This window comes from Streptomyces sp. AC512_CC834 (assembly GCF_019049325.1).
Classification (GTDB): domain Bacteria; phylum Actinomycetota; class Actinomycetes; order Streptomycetales; family Streptomycetaceae; genus Streptomyces.
On record NZ_JAGMUO010000097.1, the window covers coordinates 117,137 to 140,250 of the forward strand.

Annotated in this window: 23 protein-coding genes; 11 read left to right on the plus strand and 12 right to left on the minus strand. The window is 71.5% G+C overall.

Annotation, left to right across the window (positions count from 1 at the left end; all coding sequences use genetic code 11):
* Positions 1–10: 10 nt before the first annotated feature.
* On the minus strand, positions 11–901 hold the full coding sequence (locus tag KUM40_RS28050) for a LysR family transcriptional regulator (protein WP_217168981.1): 891 nt from the start codon (positions 899–901) through the stop codon (positions 11–13).
* A 131-nt stretch (positions 902–1,032) separates the two neighbouring features.
* Between KUM40_RS28050 and KUM40_RS28055 the strand changes: the two genes are divergently transcribed.
* Positions 1,033–2,214 (plus strand): CaiB/BaiF CoA-transferase family protein, encoded by a 1,182-nt coding sequence (locus KUM40_RS28055; RefSeq protein ID WP_217168982.1) that lies wholly within the window; start codon positions 1,033–1,035, stop codon positions 2,212–2,214.
* A gap of 15 nt (positions 2,215–2,229) precedes the next feature.
* A complete protein-coding gene (locus tag KUM40_RS28060) occupies positions 2,230–3,528 on the plus strand; it encodes an SLC13 family permease (protein WP_217168983.1) in 1,299 nt (432 codons plus the stop codon).
* On the opposite strand, the gene KUM40_RS28065 is transcribed toward KUM40_RS28060, so the two are convergent.
* The 5 genes from KUM40_RS28065 to KUM40_RS28085 form a co-directional block, all read right to left on the minus strand.
* On the minus strand, positions 3,457–4,374 hold the full coding sequence (locus tag KUM40_RS28065; protein ID WP_217168984.1) for a class II fructose-bisphosphate aldolase: 918 nt from the start codon (positions 4,372–4,374) through the stop codon (positions 3,457–3,459). The genes KUM40_RS28060 and KUM40_RS28065 overlap by 72 nt on opposite strands.
* Positions 4,375–4,443: 69 nt before the next feature.
* A complete protein-coding gene (locus tag KUM40_RS28070; protein ID WP_217168985.1) occupies positions 4,444–5,370 on the minus strand; it encodes a DMT family transporter in 927 nt (308 codons plus the stop codon).
* Complete coding sequence (locus KUM40_RS28075; protein WP_254395766.1) at positions 5,357–6,370, minus strand: BadF/BadG/BcrA/BcrD ATPase family protein; 1,014 nt, start codon at positions 6,368–6,370, stop codon at positions 5,357–5,359. The genes KUM40_RS28070 and KUM40_RS28075 overlap by 14 nt, the downstream gene beginning before the upstream one ends.
* A gap of 34 nt (positions 6,371–6,404) precedes the next feature.
* Positions 6,405–7,577: an SIS domain-containing protein gene (locus KUM40_RS28080; RefSeq protein WP_308401256.1), complete on the minus strand. Its 1,173-nt coding sequence runs from the start codon at positions 7,575–7,577 to the stop codon at positions 6,405–6,407.
* On the minus strand, positions 7,574–8,866 hold the full coding sequence (locus KUM40_RS28085; RefSeq protein WP_217168986.1) for a D-tagatose-bisphosphate aldolase, class II, non-catalytic subunit: 1,293 nt from the start codon (positions 8,864–8,866) through the stop codon (positions 7,574–7,576). The genes KUM40_RS28080 and KUM40_RS28085 overlap by 4 nt, the downstream gene beginning before the upstream one ends.
* A gap of 151 nt (positions 8,867–9,017) precedes the next feature.
* Here KUM40_RS28085 and KUM40_RS28090 point away from each other — a divergent pair, with 151 nt between their 5' ends.
* A complete protein-coding gene (locus KUM40_RS28090; protein ID WP_217168987.1) occupies positions 9,018–9,809 on the plus strand; it encodes a GntR family transcriptional regulator in 792 nt (263 codons plus the stop codon).
* A gap of 13 nt (positions 9,810–9,822) precedes the next feature.
* On the opposite strand, the gene KUM40_RS28095 is transcribed toward KUM40_RS28090, so the two are convergent.
* Together KUM40_RS28095 and KUM40_RS28100 are read right to left on the minus strand one after the other, a co-directional pair.
* Positions 9,823–10,500 (minus strand): 2-phosphosulfolactate phosphatase, encoded by a 678-nt coding sequence (locus KUM40_RS28095; RefSeq protein ID WP_308401257.1) that lies wholly within the window; start codon positions 10,498–10,500, stop codon positions 9,823–9,825.
* A 49-nt stretch (positions 10,501–10,549) separates the two neighbouring features.
* A complete protein-coding gene (locus KUM40_RS28100; RefSeq protein ID WP_217168989.1) occupies positions 10,550–11,167 on the minus strand; it encodes a TetR/AcrR family transcriptional regulator in 618 nt (205 codons plus the stop codon).
* A 115-nt stretch (positions 11,168–11,282) separates the two neighbouring features.
* Between KUM40_RS28100 and KUM40_RS28105 the strand changes: the two genes are divergently transcribed.
* The 3 genes from KUM40_RS28105 to KUM40_RS28115 all read left to right on the plus strand — a co-directional run bounded on the left by KUM40_RS28105 (position 11,283) and on the right by KUM40_RS28115 (position 15,139).
* Entirely contained in the window at positions 11,283–11,996 is a 714-nt protein-coding gene (locus KUM40_RS28105) for an SDR family oxidoreductase (protein WP_217168990.1), read from the plus strand.
* Between the two features lie 625 nt (positions 11,997–12,621).
* Positions 12,622–13,779: an ROK family transcriptional regulator gene (locus KUM40_RS28110; RefSeq protein ID WP_217168991.1), complete on the plus strand. Its 1,158-nt coding sequence runs from the start codon at positions 12,622–12,624 to the stop codon at positions 13,777–13,779.
* Positions 13,780–13,894: 115 nt separating this feature from the next.
* Entirely contained in the window at positions 13,895–15,139 is a 1,245-nt protein-coding gene (locus KUM40_RS28115; protein WP_217168992.1) for a Gfo/Idh/MocA family protein, read from the plus strand.
* Between the two features lie 39 nt (positions 15,140–15,178).
* Here the strand turns inward: KUM40_RS28115 and KUM40_RS28120 are convergent, their stop codons facing one another.
* A complete protein-coding gene (locus KUM40_RS28120) occupies positions 15,179–16,141 on the minus strand; it encodes a YafY family protein (RefSeq protein ID WP_217168993.1) in 963 nt (320 codons plus the stop codon).
* 97 nt (positions 16,142–16,238) lie between these two features.
* Between KUM40_RS28120 and KUM40_RS28125 the strand changes: the two genes are divergently transcribed.
* Complete coding sequence (locus KUM40_RS28125) at positions 16,239–16,952, plus strand: alpha/beta fold hydrolase (protein WP_217168994.1); 714 nt, start codon at positions 16,239–16,241, stop codon at positions 16,950–16,952.
* 70 nt (positions 16,953–17,022) lie between these two features.
* On the opposite strand, the gene KUM40_RS28130 is transcribed toward KUM40_RS28125, so the two are convergent.
* Both KUM40_RS28130 and KUM40_RS28135 read right to left on the minus strand, forming a co-directional pair.
* The gene (locus KUM40_RS28130; protein ID WP_217168995.1) at positions 17,023–17,397 is read right to left on the minus strand and encodes a VOC family protein; all 375 of its coding nucleotides are present in this window, start codon (positions 17,395–17,397) and stop codon (positions 17,023–17,025) included.
* A gap of 142 nt (positions 17,398–17,539) precedes the next feature.
* Positions 17,540–18,199 carry a TetR/AcrR family transcriptional regulator gene (locus KUM40_RS28135; protein ID WP_217168996.1) on the minus strand — a complete coding sequence of 220 codons (660 nt, stop codon included), beginning with the start codon at positions 18,197–18,199 and terminating at the stop codon, positions 17,540–17,542.
* A 137-nt stretch (positions 18,200–18,336) separates the two neighbouring features.
* On the opposite strand from KUM40_RS28135, the gene KUM40_RS28140 reads away from it, so the two are divergent.
* The gene (locus KUM40_RS28140; protein WP_308401258.1) at positions 18,337–19,455 is read left to right on the plus strand and encodes a serine hydrolase domain-containing protein; all 1,119 of its coding nucleotides are present in this window, start codon (positions 18,337–18,339) and stop codon (positions 19,453–19,455) included.
* 81 nt (positions 19,456–19,536) lie between these two features.
* On the opposite strand, the gene KUM40_RS28145 is transcribed toward KUM40_RS28140, so the two are convergent.
* The gene (locus KUM40_RS28145; protein ID WP_217168998.1) at positions 19,537–20,115 is read right to left on the minus strand and encodes a TetR/AcrR family transcriptional regulator; all 579 of its coding nucleotides are present in this window, start codon (positions 20,113–20,115) and stop codon (positions 19,537–19,539) included.
* A gap of 81 nt (positions 20,116–20,196) precedes the next feature.
* Here KUM40_RS28145 and KUM40_RS28150 point away from each other — a divergent pair, with 81 nt between their 5' ends.
* The 3 genes from KUM40_RS28150 to KUM40_RS28160 all read left to right on the plus strand — a co-directional run bounded on the left by KUM40_RS28150 (position 20,197) and on the right by KUM40_RS28160 (position 23,114).
* Complete coding sequence (locus tag KUM40_RS28150; protein ID WP_217168999.1) at positions 20,197–20,970, plus strand: oxidoreductase; 774 nt, start codon at positions 20,197–20,199, stop codon at positions 20,968–20,970.
* Positions 20,971–21,007: 37 nt separating this feature from the next.
* Positions 21,008–21,376 (plus strand): VOC family protein, encoded by a 369-nt coding sequence (locus KUM40_RS28155; RefSeq protein ID WP_217169000.1) that lies wholly within the window; start codon positions 21,008–21,010, stop codon positions 21,374–21,376.
* A gap of 187 nt (positions 21,377–21,563) precedes the next feature.
* Positions 21,564–23,114: a protein kinase gene (locus tag KUM40_RS28160; RefSeq protein ID WP_308401259.1), complete on the plus strand. Its 1,551-nt coding sequence runs from the start codon at positions 21,564–21,566 to the stop codon at positions 23,112–23,114.

Below are 23,114 nucleotides of genomic sequence, written 5' to 3' on the forward strand. Positions count from 1 at the left end.
CGCCGGCCGGTCAGCGGGAGTGGTCCGCCAGTTCGTCGGCGCGTGCGCCGATCAACCGGCGGACCACGACGGCGGATCGCGACGGCTGGCTGTCGGCGCGCTGGACCAGGCTGACCTCGACCGGATCGGCGTCCGCCAGCGGCAGCCACACGAGCCCGGTCACGGACTGCCGGGCGTCGAAGCGTGCGAGAAGTCCGACCCCGGCGCCCTGGGAGACCATCGTCTGAACCGTGCGGGCCGACATCGCCTCGACCGTCGCCTCGGCGTCCGGGAGACGTTCGCGCAGCCGCTGGTGCAGGACGGTACCCGGGCGCATGGTGACGATCGGCCACTGGCCGAGCTCCTCCCAGGTGACCTCGCGCCGGCCGGCGAGCGGGTGGTCGGCGCGGGTGTGGACGCCCAACGGCGCGGTGAGGATGCGGCGTCGGGTGAGACCGCCCGGCGCCGGGCGGCTCGGCGTCGTGACCACGGCGAGGTCCAGGTCCCCGGCCGTCACCGCGCGCTCGATGTCGACCGACGAACCCTCGCGCACCGAGAACCGCAGGCCCGGGTGGTCGGTGAGCAGTCGTCCCACGACGGGAGCGACGATGGTCTCGACGGTCACCGAGCCACCGCCGATGGCCACCCGGCCCTGATACGTCCCGCTGGACGCCAGCGCCGCCTCCCGCACGGCGTCCTCTGCCGCCACGAGACGGCTGAGCGGGCCCACCAGTGCCTCACCGGCGGGTGTCGCACGCACACCCTGTCGGCTCCGGGTCAGCAGCACCGCGTCCAACTCCTCCTCGAGCAGGGTGAGCTGCTGCCCGATGGTGGGCTGGCTGACTCCGCACGCCACCGCCGCCGCCCGCAGGGATCCCGTACTCACCGCGGCGAGGAAGTAGCGGGCCCGTTCGACTCGCATCCGCGCATGTTATAGCCAATCCCTTTCACCGCTTCCAGGGATCGGCGTCTTCCCGCGGGCGGACCTGCCGCGACATGGTGACGCCGGTCACGGTTGGCCGTGACGTTCCGGTGTCCGTGAAAGGGAATTCCGTGTCTGGACCACTCAGCGGTGTGCGTGTACTCGACCTCTCGACGGTTCTCGCCGGACCTTTGGCCTCCTCCCTGCTGGGTGAGTTCGGCGCGGAGGTGATCAAGGTCGAGCAGCCGGGGACGGGGGATCCGGCGCGCGGGTACCCTCCGCTGGAGGACGGCGTGTCCGCGGCTTGGGCCGTTGTCGGCCGGAACAAGTCGAGCGTGACCGTCGACCTGCACCATCCGGAGGCCGCGGCCCTGGTCGGACGGCTCGCGGCGACGGTCGACGTCGTGGTCACCAACTTCAGGCCGGCCACCCTGAAGCGTTTCTCCATCGACTTCGACGACCTCGTCGCCCACCGGCCCGACCTCGTCATGGTGCACGTCAGCGCCTTCGGGCGCACCGGCCCGTACGCCGACCGCCCCGGCTTCGCCCGCGTCGCGGAGGCCTTCGCCGGACTGACCCATCGGACGGGCTTCCCCGACGGTCCGCCGGTCTTCTCCGGCTACCCGGTCGCCGACGGCGTCACCGGCATCTACGCCGCCTTCGCCGCGTTGTTGGCGCTGCGCCAGCGGGACCTGACCGGCGAACCCCAACTGGCCGACATCGGCCTGTACGAGCCCCTGCTGCGGATGATGGAGGACTTCATCGTCGACTACGACACGACCGGTGAGGTCCGCGGACGCCAGGGCAACGAGAATCCCCACATCAGCCCCAACAACCTCTACCGGACCCGCGACGGACGTTGGCTGGCACTTCCCGCGTCGACCGAGCAGATGTGGCGCCGGCTGGTCGCCGCGATGGAGGCACCGGATCTCGCCGCCTACAACTCCATGACGGCCCGGATCGAGCACCGGGCGGAGATCGAGGGCCGGGTGGCAGCCTTCGTGGCCGCTCACGACCTCGACCCCCTGAGCGAACGTCTCGAACGGGCGGGGGTCGCGCACGGGCCGGTGAACACGGCTGCCGACATCTGCGCCGACCCTCATGTCAGGGCTCGCGGTTCGGTCGTCGAGGTGGGCGACGAGCACGACGGCCGCACCCGCCTGCTTCAGGGGTCCGCCGGCAAGTTCTCCGGATTCGAGCAGGCCGCCGGCAACGGCGCCCCGCGCCTGGGCGAGCACACGGTCGCCGTACTGCGCGACCTCGGTCTCGCCCCCACCGCCATCGACGGTCTCGCCGACCGCGGCGTCATCTGAATCGAGGAACCGCAGATGTCCATGGCCGACGTCTCCGTCGTCGTTCTCGTCGCCCTCTTCGCGGCGACCCTCCTCCCGAGGTTCAACCTGGGACTTGCGGCACTGCCCGCCGCGTTCCTGGTCGGCTTCGCCGCCGACCGCACCGCCGACGAGGTCACGGCGTTCTTCCCGTCCGACTTCTTCGTCCTGATCGTCGGGATCACGGCCCTGTTCGCCGTCGCCCAGCTCAACGGCACACTCGACTGGCTGCTCGACGGCATGCTCCGCCTGGTGGGCGGACGCGTACTGCTGGTCGCCCTGATCCCGTTCCTCACCGGCGCCGTGCTGACGGCGATCGGCACGCTCCCGGCCGCCGCCACCGCCATCGTCGCGCCCATCGCGCTCGGGCTCGCCGCGCGCTACGGGATCGCCCCGCTCGTCGCGGCCCTGCTCGGCATCACCGGCATCATCAGCGGGCTGCTGTCACCGCTGGCCGTCTACGGCACGAGCGCACGCCAACTCGGCGACAAGCTGGGGATCGGCCTGCCCGACTCCGCCCCGGTCAGCTTCTTCTTCGGTGGGCTGGTGGCCGGCCTGGCCGTCGCGACCGGCTGTCTCCTCGTCGGGCTGCGCACCGGCGCCGTACCGCGGGGCCGCGTCGCACCCACGATCGCCGGATCCGGTGCGGACCCGGTGGCGACGGGACCGGGGTCGGGGTCGGGGGCGGCGACCACCGAACGCGTGGTGTCGTCGAGAGCCGTCCGCGTCCTCACGCTCACGTGTCTGTCGGCCGTGGTGGTGCTCTCGGTCGGCTTCGACGCGAACATCGGTTACCTGGGACTCACCGCGGCAGTGGTCCAGCAGCTCGCCTTCCGGCTGGAGCCGAGTGACATCGTCGCCCGGATCCCCTGGAACATCGTGCTGCTCATCGGAGGGCTGCTCACCTACGTCGGCCTCATGCAGGACATGGGCGCCTTCACGCGGATCAGCGACCTGCTGCGGGTCGAGGGATCACCGATGCTGAGCCTGCTGGTCATCTGCTACATCGCGGGCATCACGTCGTTCGCGGCGAGTTCCATCGCGGTCTTCGCGACCACAATGCCGCTGGTTCCCGCCGTGGTCGCCGAGGGCGCCTCACCGGTCGGCGCCGTGCTCGCGGTCGCGCTGGCGTCGATCCTGGTCGACATCAACCCGCTGGGCATCACCGGTGGTCTGATCCTCGGCGCTGCGCGGCCCGACGACCGCCCGAGGCTCTTTCGCCACCTACTGGCCTACGGAGCCGTGTCGGTGGTCGTCGGTCCCGCGCTGGCCTGTGTCGCCTTCGGCTGGTGGTGACGCGGCGAGGCGGGTCAGCAGATCCCGTACGGTGTCGGCCACCGATGCGCGCGCCGCTCCCAGGTAGGTGCGGGGGTCGACCTGGACGGGCTCCTCGGACAGGACGGCGCGGACCGTGCGGGTGAAGGCGATGTTGAGCGCCGTGCCGAAGTTGATCTTCACCATGCCGACCCGGACCGCGGCGCCCAGTTCCTCGTCGGGGACACCCGAGGATCCGTGCAGCACCAGCGGGACCGGTACGGTGCGGCGCAGCCGTGCGATGAGCGCGTGGTCCAGGGCGGCGGTGCGCCGCGTCATGGCGTGGCTGCTTCCGACGGCTACGGCGAGCGCGTCGACGCCGGTGCGGTTGACGAAGTCGAGGGCCTCGGCGGGGTCGGTGCGTACGCCGTCGGCGTGGGCACTCGCGGGGGCGTCGGGTTTGCCGCCGACGTAGCCGAGTTCGGCCTCCAGCCACAGGCCCGCACCGTGGGCCCAGGCGGCCGCGGCAGCCGTCGCGGTGACGTTCTCGGCGTGCGGCAGTGCGCCCGCGTCGAACATCGCCGAGGAGAACCCGGTGTCGGCGGCCTGTTGTACCAGGCGCAGATCGGTGGCGTGGTCCAGGTGCAGGGAGAGGCCGACGCCGCTCGCCTCGGCGACGGCTCCACTCGCCGCGGCCAGTGGAGCGATGCGGCCGCCGTGGTAGCGCACCGCGTTCTCGCTGATCTGGAGGATCGCCGGGAACCCGGCCTCCTCGGCGCCGCGGGCGATGGCTTCGGCGTGCTCCAGGGTGATGACGTTGAAGGCCGCGACGCACCCCCGGGCGGCGGCGGCCCGGGCGACCAGATCTGCTGTGGGGACCAGTGGCATGGGTTCGGCGTTCCTCTTGGTGCGAGTGCGGGTGCGGGTGCGAGTGCGGAGGTCGGGGCCGGTCGGCCGTCAGGGGGTCGCGTCGACGGAGGCGCCCGGGGCCACGGTGTCCTCGTCGCGCTTCTCGTCGCTGTAGACCATGAGCGTGGAGCCGCCGAGGGCGAGCACGATGCCGATCGTCCCCCACACGGTGGGCAGAGTCTGGTAGATCGCCAGGGAGAGCACGATCGTCAGGACGGGCGCCAGCGCGTTGGTGATGGGCGCCACGACGCTTGCCTTGCCCCGGCTGAGTGCCATGACGAGGAACAGCGCGCCCACGGCGTTCAGCACCTGGGTGCCGGCCGTGATCACGGGTGCCTGCCAGGGAGCCGACGGCAGGCCGCCCATCATCAGGAAGGCGACCGGGACCAGGGCCAGACCGCTGATCGTCATCCAACTGAAGGTCGTCGCGTCGTTGACGCCGGCGAGTGCCGCCTTGCGCATGAAGAACGCCTGGGCGCCCCAGGCCACGCAGATCAGCACGGCGAGCGCCATCCAGGATCCGGTGTCGACGTCGCCGCCGGCTCCCGCGGGGATGCTGAGCAGCACGATGGCGGCCAGCGCCGCGATCACGCCGGCGACGGCGAGTCTCGAGATCCGCTCCCGCAGCAGCGCGACCGCCATGAGCACGGTGATGACCGGGGAGAGCGAGACGACGGGGAAGATCAGGTAAGCGGGGCCGTCGGCCAGTGCCTGGAAGAGGAGGAGCTGGCCGCCGGCTCCGGTGAGGCCGGCCAGCAGGCCGTACAGGGCTGCGACCGGCCGGCGGTCGAACCGCTCCCGGCGCAGCGCGAAGGCCGCGGGGACGAGCATGGTGAAGGCCCAGATGATGTAGATCATCTCGTCCGGATAGCCGTACCGCTCGACGGGCTGGCTCGAGGTCGCTCCCCAGACACCCCAGAAGAGCACCAGCAGGCCTGCGTAGACTATCCAGCTTCTGTTGTTACGGACGGTCATGGCGGTTCTCCGTAAGGACGGTTCCGGCGCCTGGGCGCAGGGTGGACAGTGCCGGGGCGCTCAGCGGGGCGCCGGCCAGTTTCGCGGCGTAGAGCGCGGCCCCGACCACCGGCTCGAAGAGCGGCAGACGCAGGTCGTACGCGGCCCCGCGGCGGCGCAGTTCTTCGGTGAACGCCCGCCGTACGGTGGTGGACTCGAAGACGCCGCCGGAGTAGGACACGGGGACGGTCGCGTCCGGGCCGAAGCCGAGGCGGCGGCGTGCGGTGTCGACCAGTTGGGCCAGTTCCCGGCCCGCGTCCGTGAGGATGGCGGTGGCCTGCGGGTCGCCGAGTTCGGCGGCTTCGGAGACCCGGACGCTCAGTGCGGCGATGTCGGTGCGGTGGCCCTTGAGGCGGTTGAGGACGACGTCGATGATCTCGAGGTCCGTCGTCAGTCCCAGATGCCGGCGCAACACCTCGGCGAGTGGCCCTTCGGTGAGCCTGCCGTCGCTCATGCGCGTGAAGGCGTTCAGGGCGCGGGCGGCGATCCAGTAGGCGGATCCCTCGTCGCTGAACAGTTCGCTCCAGCCGCCGACGCGGACGCCGGTGCCGTCCCGTTCGCCGTACACCATGGACCCGGTACCGCTGATGACGTTGATGCCGTCGACGGCACCGAGTGAGCCGGCCCAGCCGCAGATCATGTCGTTGTCGCAGGCGTAGCGCCCGTTGCCCAGGATGCCGCGGGGCGCGGCGTCCAGGGCGGCCACGTCGCCGGGCGCCTCGCCGTAGCCGGGCAGGCCCAGGAAGGAGTGGTCGATGTCCGCGGGGACGATGTGCGCCTGGTCGCACAGGGCGGCGATGCCCTTCTCCAGTACCCGGACGACGTGCTCGACTCCGCCGGTGCCGTTGTCGGCGAAGTAGTAGGCGCCGTCGCCCACTGTCCGGGCCAGCACCTCGCCGGTGTTGTCGATCAGGCAGAAGGCGGTCTTGGTGCCGCCCCCGTCCACACCCAGAAACATCATTGTTCCTCCTCCGTCGTCTCGGTCGACGCCGCTGTCAGGCGCTGTCGCCGTGGTGCTGGGGAAGCGCGTGTACGGTCACGCCCTGTACCACGCGGTTGACCTCACCCGACGGGAACGGATTGTCGGGCCGGATGCCGTGGTCGACGGCGGAGCGCAGGGCGATGAGCTGGGCGCACACCACGGCCGGCAGCGCGAGAACCGCGTCGTCGGCGTCCTGGAGGCCGGGCACGAGCCAGGTTCCGTCCGACTCCGGCAGCCCGTCGGGTCGGCCCGCGACGGCGGCGACGCTGCCCTGCGGCAGTGCGGAGCGCAGTTCGGCGAGGATGTCCAGGTCGTAGGCGCGGGTGTACGGGTCGTTCGAGACGTAGAGCACTACGGCCGTGCGGTCGTTGAGCACGGCCTTGGGGCCGTGCCGGAATCCGAGTGCGGAGTCGGCCGCCGCGACGACGGCGCCGCCGGTCAGTTCGAGCAGCTTCAGCGCGGACTCCTCGGCCAGCCCCTTGAGCGCGCCGCTGCCGAGGAACACCAGGCGTTCGGGCTTACTCTCGAGGAGGGCGCCGATACGGTCGTCCAGGCCGCCGGTGGTGAGGTGTTCGGCGGCCTCGGCCACGGGGAGGACGTCCACCGGGCCGTCGGCGGCACCGAAGGCGAGCAGGGCCGCGAGCAGCATGCAGGTGAAACTGGACGTCATCGCGAAGCCCTGGTCGTTGGCGCCGTCCGGCATGAGCAGGACGTGGGAGGCGGCACGGCCGGAGTGTTCGCGGGCCAGTCGGCCCTTGCTGTTGCAGGTGATGACCAGGTGGCTCACGCGGGTCAGGCAGCGGTCGGCGAACTCGGTCGCGGCGACGCTCTCCGGGCTGTCTCCGGAGCGGGCGAAGGAGACCAGCAGCGTGGGGACGTCCGCGTCGAGGCTGCCGTGGGGGTCGGCGACCATGTCGGTGGTGGCTATGGCGTCGACGCGACGGCCGGTGCGGCGGGCGAGTTCCCTGCGGGCGATCCGGCCGGCGAAGGCGGACGTCCCGGCCCCGGTGAGGATGATCCGCAGGTCCTGCCGGGCGAGAAGCGGTGCCAGGAAGGCGTCCAGCGCGTCCCGGTCCTCCTCCATGATCCGGCCGACCTCGCGCCACAGGCGGGGCTGTTGGCCGATCTCGGCGACCGTGTGGTCGGCGCCGCCGTCGTGGGACAGGGCGTTGAGGAAGGTGTTCACACGTATTCCTTGTCAGAAGTGCGGCAGGCGCTGTCGTAGGCGCGCAGGACGTCGCGGATCCGGTCGGTGGTCAGGGCCTGCGGGTCTGCGGCGAGCCGGCCGTCGCGCACCCGTCGGTACTGGTCGGGGAGATGGGCGCTGAGGAGGGGAAGCGGGACTCCGGAGGCGGAGAGGTTCTCGAAGAGCCGGGTCACGGCCGCGTCGATCTCGGCGTCGGGCCAGTAGTAGCGCACACGGTCGCTGTAGCTGTAGGTCCGTGCGAGGCGCTCCTGTTCCTCCCCGCCCTCGTAGTAGCCCTGCCACCAGGAGGGTTGGGCACGCATCCGGCGGTCGACCACCTCCGGGAGCCGGGATCGCCGCGCGGCCGGTACCAGTTCGTCCTCGACGGCCGCCAGCGCGTACAGCGCCTCGCGCAGCGCGAAGGTCAGGCCGGGGCCGACTTTGAGCACGGCCCAGTGGTCCTCGACCAGGGCGGCCAGGGCCCCGGGGGTCTGGTAGTCCGTGGAGTGCGCCTCGAAGACCATGCCGGGCTCGGTGTCGAGTACGGCCCGCAGCTCCTCGGTCCGGTTGTGGCGGTAGCCGACCACCTGGGCGTGGTCGAACTCGACGCCCGGCTGGACCACCAGGGCCATCACTCGGGGCCAGACGGCGCTCAGCCCGTGAGCGGCGAACGCCTCGTGGTGGCGCTTCAGCGTCAGCCGGGCCGCCGAGGCGGTGGTGGGACGGACGCCGTCGAGGGTCTCGTGGGCGCCGCCGGGCACCGGGACCTCGGTGCCGATGACATAGCGGATCCGGTGGGCGCCCTCGCCGGCCGCCGTCTCGGCGGCCCGCACCAGCCGGGCGGCCCGCTCGGCGACCACGTCGTCGTCCAATGTCTCGGGATCACCGGCGCACGAGAAGCTGCAGTCCAGGTGGATCTTGGTGAAGCCGGCCCGGACGTAGGCGGCCACCAGGTCCTCCGCCTCGGCCATGGCCTCGTGCGGGGGCCGCTCGCGCCACCGGTTGGGGCCGAGATGGTCGCCGCCGAGGATCACCCTGTCCAACGGGAGGCCGTGGCGTGCGGCGGTGTCGTGCACCAGCACCCGGAAGCCGTCCGGTCGCATACCGGTGTAACCACCGTACTGGTCCACCTGGTTGGAGGTCGCCTCCACCAGGAGCTGCCCTCCGGAGGCCAACGCCTGGAGGGCGGCCGCCTCGATCACCAGTGGATGAGCCGAGCAGACCGAAGTGATCCCCCGCGGTTCACCGTCCTTCTGGCGTCGCACCAGATCGTCCAAGGGGACACGCATGTCTTGCTCCAGGAAGTCACAAAGGGGCTATTGGCGCGATTTGCGCCAATAGCGCGGAAACTCACCGGGGACGATACTGGCCTCATAGGTGGCAGTCAATGGTCTTCTTTTGGTATTGAACTGGTCTGCCAAGTTCTGGCATGCTTCCGGTATGCCTACATCGGACTCCCTCCTCCCCCAGGGACTGCTCGGCGGCGACGCCCTGCCGCTGTACACCCAGGTCGCCGGACGTCTGCTGGACGACATCTCCGGGAACGGTGCCAGGCCGGGAGACCGGCTGCCCTCGGAACGCGCGCTGGCCGGCCGCTACGGGGTGTCACGTGTCACGATGCGCTCGGCGCTCAACGAACTGGCGGAGCGCAACATCATCGAGTCGTCACCGGCCCGCGGCTGGTTCCTGGCCGCGGGCAGTGTCCACGCCGTGACCGCTCCGCGGGATCCCGCGGGCCCGGCGGGGAGCCGTACCGTGCAGGGGTTCGCCGACTACGCCGAACAGCACGGCTTCAGCATCCGGGCGGAGGTCCTGTACTCCCGGGTCAGGGCGGCCACGGTCCAGGAGTCCGAGCGGCTGCGCGTCGGCCCCGGCGCCGACCTGTTCGAGATGCGCCGTCTGCGCTTCCTGGACGACCTCGTCGTCGTGCTGGAGCACAACCGGCTGCCTCTCGGCCTGTGCCCGAGGCTCGCGCACACCGACTTCTCCCGCGACTCCCTGTTCGCCACGCTGCGCCGGGCCGATCCCCCTCAACTCCCGCGGGTCGCCGACTACTCCGTAGAGGCACGGCAGCCGTCCGAGGAGGAACGCGCGCTGCTGGACATCACGGACGCCACTCCGGTACTCGTGGCCACCCAACTCGCCTTCAACCAGGACTCGCAGCCCCTGGAACTCACCGTGGCCATCTACCGCGGCGACCGCTACCACTTCCGGGCGTCCATCACCGGATAGGGGGTGGGACGCCCTACGGCGCGGCGCACGGACGCAGGACCATGAGCGACCCTTCCAGGGCCGCCACCATGGCGAAGGGAAACCGGTCCAGCTCAAGACAGAGTGCGACGTCGTCGGGATGGGCTCCTCGGCGCACCCCCTGCGTCAGCTCGGCGGCGGCGCGGGACGCGGCGGCGCGGCGAAGGAACGCGGCAGCGTCCGTCTCCTCCCCGGTGGCTCGCCGGGCGATGTACTGAGCGCACGCCAGATCCTCGTCGGCCCGGCCGTCCTCACCGGTGACCACGAACGTGACACGGTCACCCGAGCGTGTCCGCAGGAGCCGCGCCGTCGCCTCCGCCACCACGAAGCCGGCGCACAGCACGAGCGACGCCTCCTTGACGGCGAGGGCGCCGGCCGTGCCTGCCGTGGTCTTCTGCACAACGGTCCGTCCGTCAAGGTCGACGGACCGCAGCAGGCCCGGCGAGTTGACCATGTCGAACCCGGGCGCGGGAGCCCCGTCCTTGAGCGCCGCCCACGTCGGGTGACGGACCTTGAGCGCCTGGGCGTCCTCCAGCGACTCGGCGAGAACGATCTTTTCCGCGCCCTGGGCAAAGGCCCAGGCGGCCACGGTGAAGGCACGCATGACGTCGACCACCACCGCCACGGAAGGGGCCTGGGTCAGATCAGCGATACCAACGAAACGTGCGTCCATCGTCGTCATGATCGCATGAAGGGGTCCGGCGCACAGTTGTGCGACGCGATCAATCCCGAGTACCGCGCACGGCGGCCAGGCACTCGTCGTACAGGTCCATCATGTCGCCCTCGCCGCCGTTTTCGACCCACGTCATGGACGCGGCGTCCAGGCACGCGAACGCCGTCGCGACGACCGCGCGGGCCTTCGCGTCCGCGCTGTCGGCAGCAGCGTCCATGCGCTCCTTGACGAGTGGCAGCAGGGCATCCTGGAAGCGCAGTCGCTTTTCGATCCAACCGGCGCGCAGCGAGGCCGTGTTGTGCAGGAGACGGAACCGCTCCAGCGCCTGTTCGCGGCTGTCGTGCAGGGCCGTCGTGGCTGTGATCCCCGCACGCAGCGCCTCCCATACGCCGACTTCCGCGGGCTGTTCGCCGATCGTGCCCGTCAGCACGTGCCCGAACCGGTCCTGGTCGCCGCCGAGAAGGTCCTCCTTGGTGCCGAAGTAGCGGAAGAGGGTGCGCTGGGAGACGCCGGCCTCGCGGGCGATCTGGGCGACGGTCGTCTCGTCGTAGCCCTGCTCGGTGAACAGGCGCAGAGCCGTCTCAAGGATCTCCCGGGAGGCCAGTTGCCGCGTCCGGTCCCACAGCGTGGCCGAGGCACCCGCCGCTGTCTTGGCTTCCTGCTTCATACCGCTCAGGCTATCCCAATACTGCCAGGATGACGCTCACGCGCAGCTTGGCAGCCACTGCCAATAAGTCGTACGCTGCCATCAGGCCCTCTACGAGCACGCAAAGGAACGCATCATGTCCGCACCCGCAGCTTTGATCACCGGTGGAACCAGCGGCATCGGCAAGGCGACCGCTGAACTGCTCCACTCGCGCGGCTACCGCGTCCTGGTCACCGGCGTCAGCGGCGTCGCCGACGCCGGACTTCCCGAAGACGTCACGGTCGTCCGGGCCGACGCACGCTCGCTGCCGGACATCGGTCATGCGATCGACCGGGCACGTCGGCAGTTCGGCTCCCTCGACCTGCTCTTCCTCAACGCGGGCGTCTCCCGCCCCGGCCCGATCGAGTCAACCGACGAAGCGGCCTTCGACGCCCTGTTCGACATCAACGTCAAGGGCTCCTTCTTCACCCTGCAAAAGGCGCTCCCGCTCCTCAACGAGGGCGCGTCGGTGGTGTTCACCGTGGGCGCAGGCGAGGGGCTCGGAGCCGCCATGACGGCCGCCAAGGGTGCTCTGCTGCCCCTCATGCGGGCCCTCGCGCTGGAACTCGCTCCCCGCCGCATCCGCGTCAACGCCGTCAGCCCGGGACTGATCAACACCCCTGCCTACAGCAAGCTGGGTGTCACCGACGAAATGATCGACGCGTGGGCCGGGGACGTCCCGCTCGGCCGCGTCGGCACTGCTGCCGACATCGCCGAAGCCGTGGCCTTCCTCGCCTCGGACGCCGCCGCCTACATCACCGGGGACGACCTCGTCGTCTCTGGAGGCATGGGTGTCCACGCCCGCGCCTGACGTGACAAGCACGGCCGGAGGCGACGTTCATGCCGCCGAGTCCGAGCCAACCGTCGCTGCCCTGTGCCGCGTTGGCGAAGCGTAGCTTCCTCGAGTCGGCGTTCCCCGCGAGGTCCACGGTCGTCTCGAAGTACTCGGGGTAGGTCGTATCCCATCATCCGTAACCGCCGCCGCGACCTCGGCGTCGCCGCGCGGACCGGGACACGCTCGCCGGGTGGTACGAGCGCGACGGAGCACCCTGGTTCCTGGCATACGGCGACGAGGAGCGGGTCTTCGCGGACTGCGCCCGGCACCTCGGCGAGCACCTGTCTCAAGCTCGACTTCCTCCAGGGCGGCGCGGTGCCGGGCGCCAGGTGCAAGGACGTCGGCCGCGAGGAGGCGTACCGGACCGGGCTGCGGATCATCCGCGAGACGGCCGGGCCGGACGTGTACCTGCTCGCCAGTGGGACTACCGGTTCACGCTCGACGGGCGGGAGGTCGACCTCGCCCCGGCCGTCTCCCCCGGGGCCGAACAGCGGTATCCGATCGCCCGACCTCCGTCACGGGCACGCCCGCCGCATCGAGTTTGTAAACTGCTCAGCATTATCCAGCGGCGCGCACGGCAATCCTCGCAGGGAGTACCAGCATGGCGACGACCGGAACGGACCTGTCCCGGATGCGCGAGATGAACCAACTGTCCATCGTGTGGGCGCTGCGCGGCAACGCGCCCTCGACGGTCACCGAACTCGCGGGCCGGACCGGTCTGTCCCGTCCCGCCGTGGACGTACTGGTGCAGGCACTGGTGACCGACGGCTGGGCCGAGGTCGAGGACCCGGGCGCCAGCAGTGTGGTGGGGCGTCCTGCCCGCCGCTACCGGTTCCGGGCCGACGCCGGCCACGTACTCGGCATCGACATCGGCGTGCACAAGGTCCTGGTCGTGCTGAGCGACCTGGAGGGCAACCTGGTGCGGACACTGCGCCGCCCGGTCGACCCCGACGCGGCACCCGGGGCACGGTTGTCGGAGGTGGACCGCGTGATCGACGACGTCCTGCGGGACGCCGGGACGACACCGGCCGACGTCTGGGCCCTGACGGTCGGAGTGACGGGCCCGGTCGACGCCGCCGGCCGGACCAGCATCTCCACCCCACTGCCCGGGTGGACGGCCGCCGACCCGGTCTCCCACCTCGCGGCCCGCTTCTCCTGCCCGATCCAGGTGGAGAACGACTGCAAACTCTCCGCCGTGGCCGAGCGGTGGAACGGAGTGGCACAGGACGCCGACGACATCGTCTTCCTCCTCGCCGGTCTGCGCACGGGTGCCGGTCTCATCCTGGACGGCACCCTGCGTCGTGGCCACGGCGGCGCCGCGGGCGAGATCGGCGCGCTGAAGGCGGTGCGCTGGCTCAGCGCTCCGGGCCACCTGCAGTCCTGCCCGGGCGTACCGGCGTCGGCCGCGCCGGGTGATGCCGCCGCGTGGGTGTTCCAGGCGGCCCGGGACGGCGACCGGGACGCGAGGGCGGCCGTCCGGCGCTACACCCGGGACCTCGCGGTGGGGGTCGCCGCGCTGGTGCTCACCCTGGACCCGCAGGTCGTCGTCTACGGCGGCGGCTTCTCCCGCTCCGCCGACGTGGTTGTCGAACCGCTGCGCCGCGAACTGACCAAGCACTGTCTGCGCCTGCCTGACCTGCGCGTCTCCACCCTCGGCGACGAGAGCGTGGCCATGGGCGCGGTGCGCCTGGCCCTGGACGAGGTCGACAGCCGGCTGCTGAGCGACGGGCTCTCGGCACCGACCGCACCTCGCCGGTAGGGACCGGCCGCCACCATACGGCGGGACAGGCGCACCACCCGCTCCACGTGCCGTTCCGGCACGCCCCAGCACCCACCTCAACCGCTCCCCCGCCGGGAGCCGAAGGGACAGTCCAGTGAGCCACCGTGACCAGACACCGCAATCGGAACTGCGCGTCGGAGTGATCGGCGTCGGCCAGCGCGCGCCCATGGCCGCGCTGGCGAACCGGCCCGGTGTCGCCCGGGTCGTGTCCTGCGCCGATCCGGATCCGCGGGGCCGGGACGACGCCAGGAGCCTGTTCGGACCGGACGTGGTGCTGCACGAGCGGTACGAGAAGATGGCCGACGACGACTTGGACGCCGTGTTCGTCCTCACGCCGGACCACGTGCACACGCAACCGGCGCTGTTCTTCCTGGCCGCCGGGGTGCCGGTGTTCGTGGAGAAGCCCCTGGCGATCACCGTCGACGACTGCGACGCGCTGCTGGAGGCCGCGTACGACTCGCGCGGTCGCCTGTATGTGGGCCACAACCTGCGTCATCTCCCGGTGCTGCGGCGGATGCGCGAGCTGATCGACGACGGCGCCATAGGGCAGGTGCGGGCCGTGTGGTGCCGCCACTTCGTCGGGCACGGCGGGGACTACTACTTCAAGGACTGGCACGCGGAGCGGGCCAACACCACCGGGCTGCTCCTGCAGAAGGGCGCCCACGACCTCGACGTGATCCACTGGCTCGCCGGGGGCTACTCCAGGAGTGTCGTCGCGCAGGGTGCCCTGTCGGTGTACGGCGACAACCCGCGGCGTGGGGCCGACGATCCGGCACCGGCCGGCGGTCGCATGCCCGACTGGTTCGACCCGGAGGTCTGGCCGCCGTCCGCCCTGCGTGAGCTGAACCCCGTCATCGACGTCGAGGACATCAGCATGATGCTGACCCGCCTGGACAACGGCGTGCTCGCCAGCTACCAGCAGTGCCACTTCACGCCGGACTACTGGCGCAACTACACCGTCATCGGGGACGAGGGCCGGCTGGAGAACTTCGGCGACGGCATCGACGGCGATCCCGCGACGATCCAGGTGTGGAACCGGCACCGCTCCGGCTACCGGCGCGACGCCGACCTCACCGTCCACGTCGACACACCGTCCGAGGACGAGCACGGCGGTGCGGACCGGGCGCTGGTCGACGAATTCCTCCGCTTCGCCGCCGTCGGGGGCCCGACGGACACCTCACCGGTCGCCGCCCGCGAAGCCGTCGCCGCCGCGGTCGCCGCGACGACCTCCCTGCGCACCGGCGGCACGCCGGTGGACGTACGCGCACCGGCTCCGACGATCGTCGACTACTTCCGGCAGCACCAGCCCGCAGGGCCGACTCACGAGGCGGTCGAGTGACGAGGCGCGGGTCAGGGCCGGTCCGTCACGGCCGGTCAGTCACGGCGGGTCCGTCACGGCGGCGGTGAAACGCGCCGCGAGCGCCGCGGCCGCGGCACGCAGTTCCTGCCCGCCCTCGACACGGAACGCGTAGGGCACCCTGGCAAGCCACTCCTGCGCGTACATGTCCGGATTGCGGGTGCTGCCGACGAGCACGCATCCGTCTCCCAGGGGTTCGAGCCGCCCCATGGGGGGCCGGACCCAGGGGGCCACCTCGGTCAGCGGGGCTTCGAACACCACGCGGGTGGCGAACGCCCAGCCGATGCCCAGGTTCTCCTCCAGCACGGCCACCGGATCGAAGTCCCGGGGCGCCTCGAAGCCGTGCCCGGTCGGCCGGACCGCGCCGATCCGGTCCACCCTGTAGGTGCGGATCGCGTCGGCGCGATGGGAGTGGCACAGCAGGTACCAGCGCCCGTGGCGGACGACGAGGGACCAGGGATCCACCTCCTCCTCCCAGGCGTTGCCGGCCTCGCTGCGGTAGGTGACCAGCACGCGGCGCCGGTTCGCGACGGCTTCGACGAGGGAACTGGTGACGGCCGGATCGGGGTGGGCCGCATACGGGTCGGGAGCGGCCGCCGCGTACTCCCGCAGCAGTGCCGCCTGCCGGCCGACGCCCTCCGGCAGCGCCTTGACGACCCTGCCGAGCGCGGTACCGACCAGGTCGTCGGGGTCGGCCGCGGCCGGCTGCCCGCTGAGTACCGCCATGACGAGGCCGAGGGCCTCGGCCTGCGTGAAGTGCACAGGCGGCAGTCTCGTCCCGCGTCCCAGCCGGTATCCGCCGTGCGGACCCCGGGCCGACGCCACAGGGATACCGGCCTCTCTGAGGATCCCGACGTACCGGCGTGCCGCCCGCTCCGTGACGCCCAGCCGCACGGCGAGTTCGTCGGCCGTCGTACCGGGGCGGGTCTGGAGGATTTCCAGGGCGCGCAGCGCTCGCGCGGTGGGGCTCAGGTCGTTCGGCACGGGAACAGGCTAATCCGCCGCGTCGGCCCGGATTCCGGCAGTGCATCGTCCGGATCTCCTCCTACGGTGATGCCAAGCAGAAGAAGGGAAACCGACCATGGACATCCTGCTCATCGGCGGCCTGTGGCTGAACGCGTCCGTGTGGGGCCGCGTCGCGTCCACGCTGGAATCACTCGGACATCGTCCCGTGCCGATCACCCTGCCGGGACAGGGCAGCGGTACCGCGTCCGCCACCCTCGACGACCAGGTGACAGCGGTGGTGGACGCGGTGGACGCGGCGGCCGGCAAGCCCATGGTGGTGGGGCATTCCGCTGCCTGCTCGCTGGCCTGGCTGGCCGCGGACCGGCGACCGGAGCGGCTGGCCAAGGTCGCGCTCATCGGCGGCATCCCCACCCCCGACGCTCAGCCGTACGCCGACTTCTTCGAGGTCAGAGACGGCGTCATGCCGTTCCCCGGCTGGGAGCCCTTCGAGGGGCCGGATGCCGCCGACCTCGACGAGGGGGCGAGGCGAGAGCTGGCGGCCGCCGCGATCCCGGTGCCCGAAGCCGTGGCCAAGGGCGTGGTGCGGCTGGGCGACGAGCGGCGGTTCGACGTCCCGGTCGTGCTCGTGTGCCCGGAGTTCACTCCGGCGCAGGCGCGGGAGTGGATCGGTGCCGGCGGCGTTCCGGAGCTGGCCCGGGCCAAGCACGTCGACTTCGCCGACATCGACTCGGGCCACTGGCCCATGGTCTCCCAACCTGCCGAGCTGGCCCGGATCCTGGCCGAGGCGGCCGAGGCGGCCGAGGCGGCCGAGGCGGCGGAGGCGTCCTGACGGAGACTCGTCGCCGCTGACGACGTGGGCGTCCGGCCAGTCGGGGGCCTGCGGCGCAGGGCTACGAGGCTCAGTGGCGGCAGAGGCAGAACGGATGGCCGGCCGGGTCCGCGTAGACGCGCCAGTTGGTCCCCGGGTGGAGCTGGTCCGTCCGCTCCAGTACGGTCGCGCCCAGGGTGAGTGCCCGCTTCTCCTCGCCGTCGAGGTCGTCCACGTCGAAGTCCAGGTGGATCTGCTGCGGTCGCTCCTGGCTGGGCCATTCGGGCGCCCGGTAGCCGTCCACCCGCTGGCAGGCCAGCGGCGTGCCCTCGAACCCGTGCACCTCCACCCAGTCGGAATCGTCCGGGTCCGCGACCGTCCGCCCGCCGAGCAGTTCCGCGTAGAACTCCGCGAGCCGTACCGGATCGGCACAGTCCAGCGCGACCGCCTGCAGCTTCCGAATCACTTCCGACACCTCTCGTTCTTCAGCCGCTTCAGCCGCTTCAACCGCTTCAGCGACACCCGGCACGGGAGGGCTCCTACCCGCCGGGGCGGCGGGCATGCGCGGCCACAGACGGGGCCGAGGGGCCCTGGTCGTGGTCCTGGTCCTAGTCCCGTTGGATCGCCGCTTCGATCTGGGCGAGTTGGGCGCCGAGGAGTTCTTCGAACGCGGCGCCGCGGTCCGCCCCGAGGGGACGGACGTCACGGGCGAAGTGGGCCAGGGCGGGGAAGCGTTCGGGGTCGGCGCCCAGTACCGCGACGCGGAACAGCTCCATGCCCTGTTCCTGTTCCGCGGGGGTGACGGTGCTGACGCCGGCGTCGGCGGCGATCAGTGCGGCGAGGAGGACCGCGAGCCGGTGGTAGCGCGTCGGGATCTCCTCGTCGGGCAGTCCCGACGCCCGCAGGGCCTGCAGTACTTCTTCCATGACGAGTCGGGAACCGGTGCCGCTCGACGCGTGGCGTACCCAGACCGCGGCGAGCTGGGGATGCCGGCCGAAGGCCTCTCTCACGCACAGGGCCAGGGTCGTGACGCGCCGCTTCCAGTCGCCCTCGGGCCGGTAGCCGTCCATGGCGGCCAGGAGGATCCGGTCGGCGACCGCCCGCAGCAGTTCGGTCTTGCTTCGGAAGTGACGGTAGAGGCTGGAGGAATCGGTTCCGAGAGCCGCGGCGAGCTTGCGCACACTGAACGACTCGGCGTCGCTCGTGCGCAGCAGCTCCGCCGCCGCGTCCAGGATGTCGTCGGTCGACCAGCGCCTTCGGCCTGTCATCTCACTCCTCGCCTCGCGCCTGTCACCTCTCGCTCCTCTCACCGGCTCTCAGCCTAATCTATGCACTTGGTGTTGCACGCACCGCGTGCATAATGGGTTCGCAGGCAGGTCGAGGGGAACGGGAAAGGACGCGTGTCGTGAGCAACCCACTGGATCCCGCGGAACTGAACGCCGCCATCGAGAACGTCCACCACGCCGGGATGCCCGGCCTGTTCGCCGAGGTACGCGACGGCGAGCGGATCTGGCGCGGCGCCGCCGGAGTCGCGGATGTGGCCACCGGTCGCCCCGTCACCGCCGACATGCGGCACCGCGTCGGCAGCATCACCAAGACCTTCACCGCGGCCGCGGTTCTGCAGCAGGTCGAGAGGGGCCGGATCGACCTCGACGCGCCGATCGGCCGGTACCTTCCGGGGCTGGTCCCCGGAGCACGCGGCGACGCGATCACGGTCCGGATGCTGATCAACCACACCAGCGGCCTCGCCGAGTACCTCCCCCACGCCTACTCGTCCCTGAAGGCGTTCCCCGCACTCGCCGACACGGGGCCCCAAAGCCTGGACGACCACCGGTTCACACGGTTCCACCCCACCGAGCTGATCGAGCTGGGGGTCACGGCGCCCGCAGTCGGCACCCCGGGCGGGACTCCGGGGGTGTACTCGAACACCAACTACCTGCTCCTGGGCGAACTCCTGAAGCAGGTGACCGGCACCACCGCCGAGCGGTACATCACGCGGAACGTCATTGAGCGCGCCGGACTCCAGGACACCGAGCTGCCCACCGGGCCGTACGTCGGCGGGCCGCACTCGCGCGTCTACGAGGCCTGGTTCGGCATGATCGACCCGCCGCGCGACTACAGCGTCTACGACATGTCATGGGTGGGACCGGCGGCCTCGCTGATATCCACCGTCGCGGACCTCAACCGCTTCTTCGGGATGCTGTTGGCTGGCGAGATCGTCAGCCCGTCGTCGCTGGCGCAGATGCAGCGCACCGTGCCGGTCGTCTCCCAGGAGGGCAGGACGATCGACTACGGCCTCGGCCTGCACCCGGTGGAGGCTCCCGGTCGGGGCACGTTCTGGGGCCACGGGGGCACGGCCTGGGGGGCCGGCACGCTGGCCCTGGTCCGTGCCGACGGCAGGCGGCGGATGGCCGTCGCGGTGAACCTCCAGAGGTGGAACGCGCTCGACTCCTCGGGCAGGCCGCAGCCCCACCCCATCGACGACGCCCTCGCGGCTCTCCACCGCGTGGCGATGTACGGCTGACCGGTGCGGCAGGCCCGCCCGGCCCCACCGTGGTGAGGCGCTCCACCTCCCGGGACGGTGTCGCCGCCCCTGCCCGGAGGCTCAGCCGGTGCTCCCCGCGCCGAATCGCAGGCCGTCGAAGAGGATCGCCGTGATGCGGACGGCCTCGTCCTGCCAGCCCTCCGTGGCATGCATGCCGCAGATGCCTCCCAGCGCGCGCAGCAGTGTGCGCCCGCTGACTCCGCCACGAATGGTGCCGGCCGCCACGCCCGCCGCGAGCAACCGGTCGAGGGCCTGCGCCATCTGCCTGCGGGCATCGTCGAAGACCGGTGAGTCCGTGGCCATGATGCTCTCCAGCGCGACGGCCATTCCCTTGCCCACGGCAGCGTGCTCCACGAGAAGCAGCAGGAACCGCCGCAGGGCCTCGTCGGGGGCATGCCGGTCCAGGAGGTCCGCGGGTGCGGCACACAGGTGCCCGACCTCCTTCCGGTAGACCTCCTCGACAAGGGCTTCGCGTGTCTCGAAGTGGCGGTAGAGCGTCCCGACCGCCACGCCGGCCCGCCGGGCGATCTCCTTGACGTGGGCGTCGGCCTCGCCGGTGAGGAACGCCTCCCGCGCCGCGGCCAGGAGCGCCTCGCGATTGCCCCGCGCATCAGCGCGCAGCGGACGTGACGACGGCAACACTGCCTCCATAAGGTGAATCGGGTTCCGCTTACGTATAGTTTCCGGAGTCAGGTTCACTTTACTGGAGAGGAACTACCCATGACGATGCCCGAAGAGGGGCTCGGCGGCCTTCGCGTGCTGGTCACCGGCGGCAGTCGAGGTCTGGGCGAAGCGACCGCGCGTCGGTTCGCCGCCGCGGGCGCGACGGTGCTGACCGCATCGCGCAGCACGCCTGCGAAGGACCTTCCGGCCACCTTCGTCCCCGCCGACCTTTCGACGGAACAGGGCGTGACGGAACTGGGCCGACGGGTCGTCGACAGCGTGGGCGGGGTGGACGTCCTGGTCAACAACGCGGGCGCCGCGAGCGACCCGGCGCCGACCCTGAAGCGGTCCGACGAGTCGTGGCACGCGGACCTGGAGATGAACCTGCTCAGTGCCGTCCGCCTCGACCGGGCCCTGGTCCCGGGGATGGTCGAGCGGGGTTCCGGCGTCGTCGTGCACGTCTCGTCGATCGCGAGCCGGCTGCCGCAGCGCACCGAGGCGTCCTACGCGGCGGCGAAGGCGGCCCTCAACGTCTACAGCCGTGAGCTGGCGACCGAGGTGGGCGAGCACGGTGTGCGCGTGGTGTGTGTCCTGCCGGGCTTTGTGGCGACCGAGGGGGCCGCCGCACATCTCCGGCGCATGGCCGACCAGCAGGGCGTCGGTGTGGCGGACGTACGGCAGCAGGTCGTGGATCACCTGAACGTGCCGATGGGCCGGCCCGGCGATCCCGAGGACGTGGCGGAGATGATCGCGTTCCTCGCCTCCGGCCGCGCGAAGTGGCTCACGGGAGCCGAGTTCCGGGTCGACGGCGGCATCATCCCGGTGGTGTGAGGCCGAGACCGAGCAGCGGAAGGACGGAGAACCAAGGATGAGTATCAACCTCGGCGCACTGATCATCGACGCGGCCGAGCCGGAGCGCGAGAGTGCGTTCTGGCACCAGTTGCTGGGTGGCTCGATCTCGAAGACCGCGACCCACCACTTTCTCCGGATCGACGGGTTCCCGGTTTTCGTGGTCCAGCGGGCACCGGGCCATCTCCCCCCGCGGTGGCCCGACGGCGACTCGCAGCAGTTGCACGTCGATCTGACGACGGACGACCTCGCGCGCGCGGACCGGCTGGCGCTGCGGGCCGGGGCGCGGCGCCTGCGGCCCACGGAAGACGTCGACCCAGACGCACAGGAAGGCGGCCGGGTCTACGCCAGCCCGGCCGGGCACCCCTTCTGTCTCCGCCCGGCCTGAGCCGCACGCTCCCGCGGGCGGGCGGTCAGCCACTCAGATGCCTGCCGGAGAACGCGGCGAGTTCGGCGACGACGTCGCCGGAGCGGTGATGTGATCGTGAAGGTCCTTCGGCCGGGACGCGGGGCCCCTAGGCTGACCGCGTTGACGTGATCCGGCCCGTCGCCGGCCGGGGGAATGGGGGACGCCGGTGCAGGCGGAGTGGACGGGCGCGGTACGGCCCGGTGAGCGGATCGGCCCTTATACGGTGCTCAGCGAATTGGCGAGCGGCGGCATGGGCCGGGTGTATCTCGCGCGTTCCCCCGGTGGCCGCACCGTCGCCGTGAAGACGCTGCTCAACGCCGTCGACGGGGTCACAGCCGACGCGGACCGCCGGCGCTTCGCCAGGGAGGTGGAGCTGGCCCGCCGGGTACGGGGCCTGTTCACCGCGAGCGTCGTGGACGCCGACGCCGACGCACACGTCCCCTGGATGGCCACCGAGTACATTCCGGCTCCGTCGCTGCGCGAACTCGTGGCGTCGCAGGGCCCGTTGCCGCGGGCCGGACTGTACTGGGTGGCTGCCGGCATGGTCGAGGCGCTGGTGAGCATCCATACCGCGGGGTTGGTCCACCGCGACGTGAAGCCGTCCAATGTCCTGCTGCCCGAGGACGGGCCCCGTCTGATCGACTTCGGCATCTCCCAGGCCGCCGACATCACCCGCACCAGGGCCGCCCTCGGCACCATCGCCTTCGCGGCGCCCGAACAGGCCCGGGGAGAACCGACGACCGCCGCGTCCGACGTGTTCTCTCTCGGCGCCACCCTCTTCCACCTGGCCACCGGACGCAGTCCGTACCGGGACATGGGCCAGGGCACCGCGCTCGAACAACTGGTCCGCGCGGCCGAGGGCGATCTCGATCTGGCCGGTCTGCCCGGCGAACTCGGCGCCTTGATACGCCCCTGTCTCGCTCCCGACCCCGGCGCCCGCCCCACCCCGGACCTCCTGCTGGCCGAGGTCGGCACTGTTCTCGCCGACCGTCCGCAGGCGCGCGGCGCCACCGACTGGCTTCCGCGGGGCTGGTCCACCGCGATCGAACAGCACCGCCGGCGCCGTACCGAGGAGGCGGACGCGGCGCAGCGGCGGATCGACCCGGAGGCGGTCACCGAGCGCACCCCGCCCGCCACCGACCGCACCCACCACCTGCCGGACTCCCGGCCCGGCGGGCTCCGCCGTCGGGGAGCCCGCCTCCTGACCGCCGTGACCCTGGTGGGGCTGCTCGCCGCAGGAGCCGTCGTCTACGCGCTTCAGGACGAGGGGGCCAAGGCCGAGGCCCCGGGGGCGGTTCGGCAGGACCTGCGGCTGGTCATGGTGGAGCAGAGCGCGGCCGGGAAGTGCACCGACGCACTGCCCCCGCCCACGTTCTACGCCGGCGACGTGGACGCCTGCTACCGGATCTCCACCCGGGGCGCGGACCGGATGAGCGTGCGCCAACTGCGGGAGGTGACCACCGAGTTCGACGAGCGGGCCGGCGGCTGGCTGATCCTGATGACGTTCAAGGACGACGACGCCGAACGGTTCACGGACCTCACCATGCGCGCCGCGCAGCGCGCGTCCCCCAAGAACCAGGTTGCCGTCGTCCTCGGCGACCGGCTCCTCACCGCCCCCGCCATCACGGCGGCCATCACCGGAGGACAGGTGCAGATCGTCGGCGATTTCACCGAGGCCGAGGCGAAGGCGCTGGCCGGCGAACTCGGCGCCCGCTGA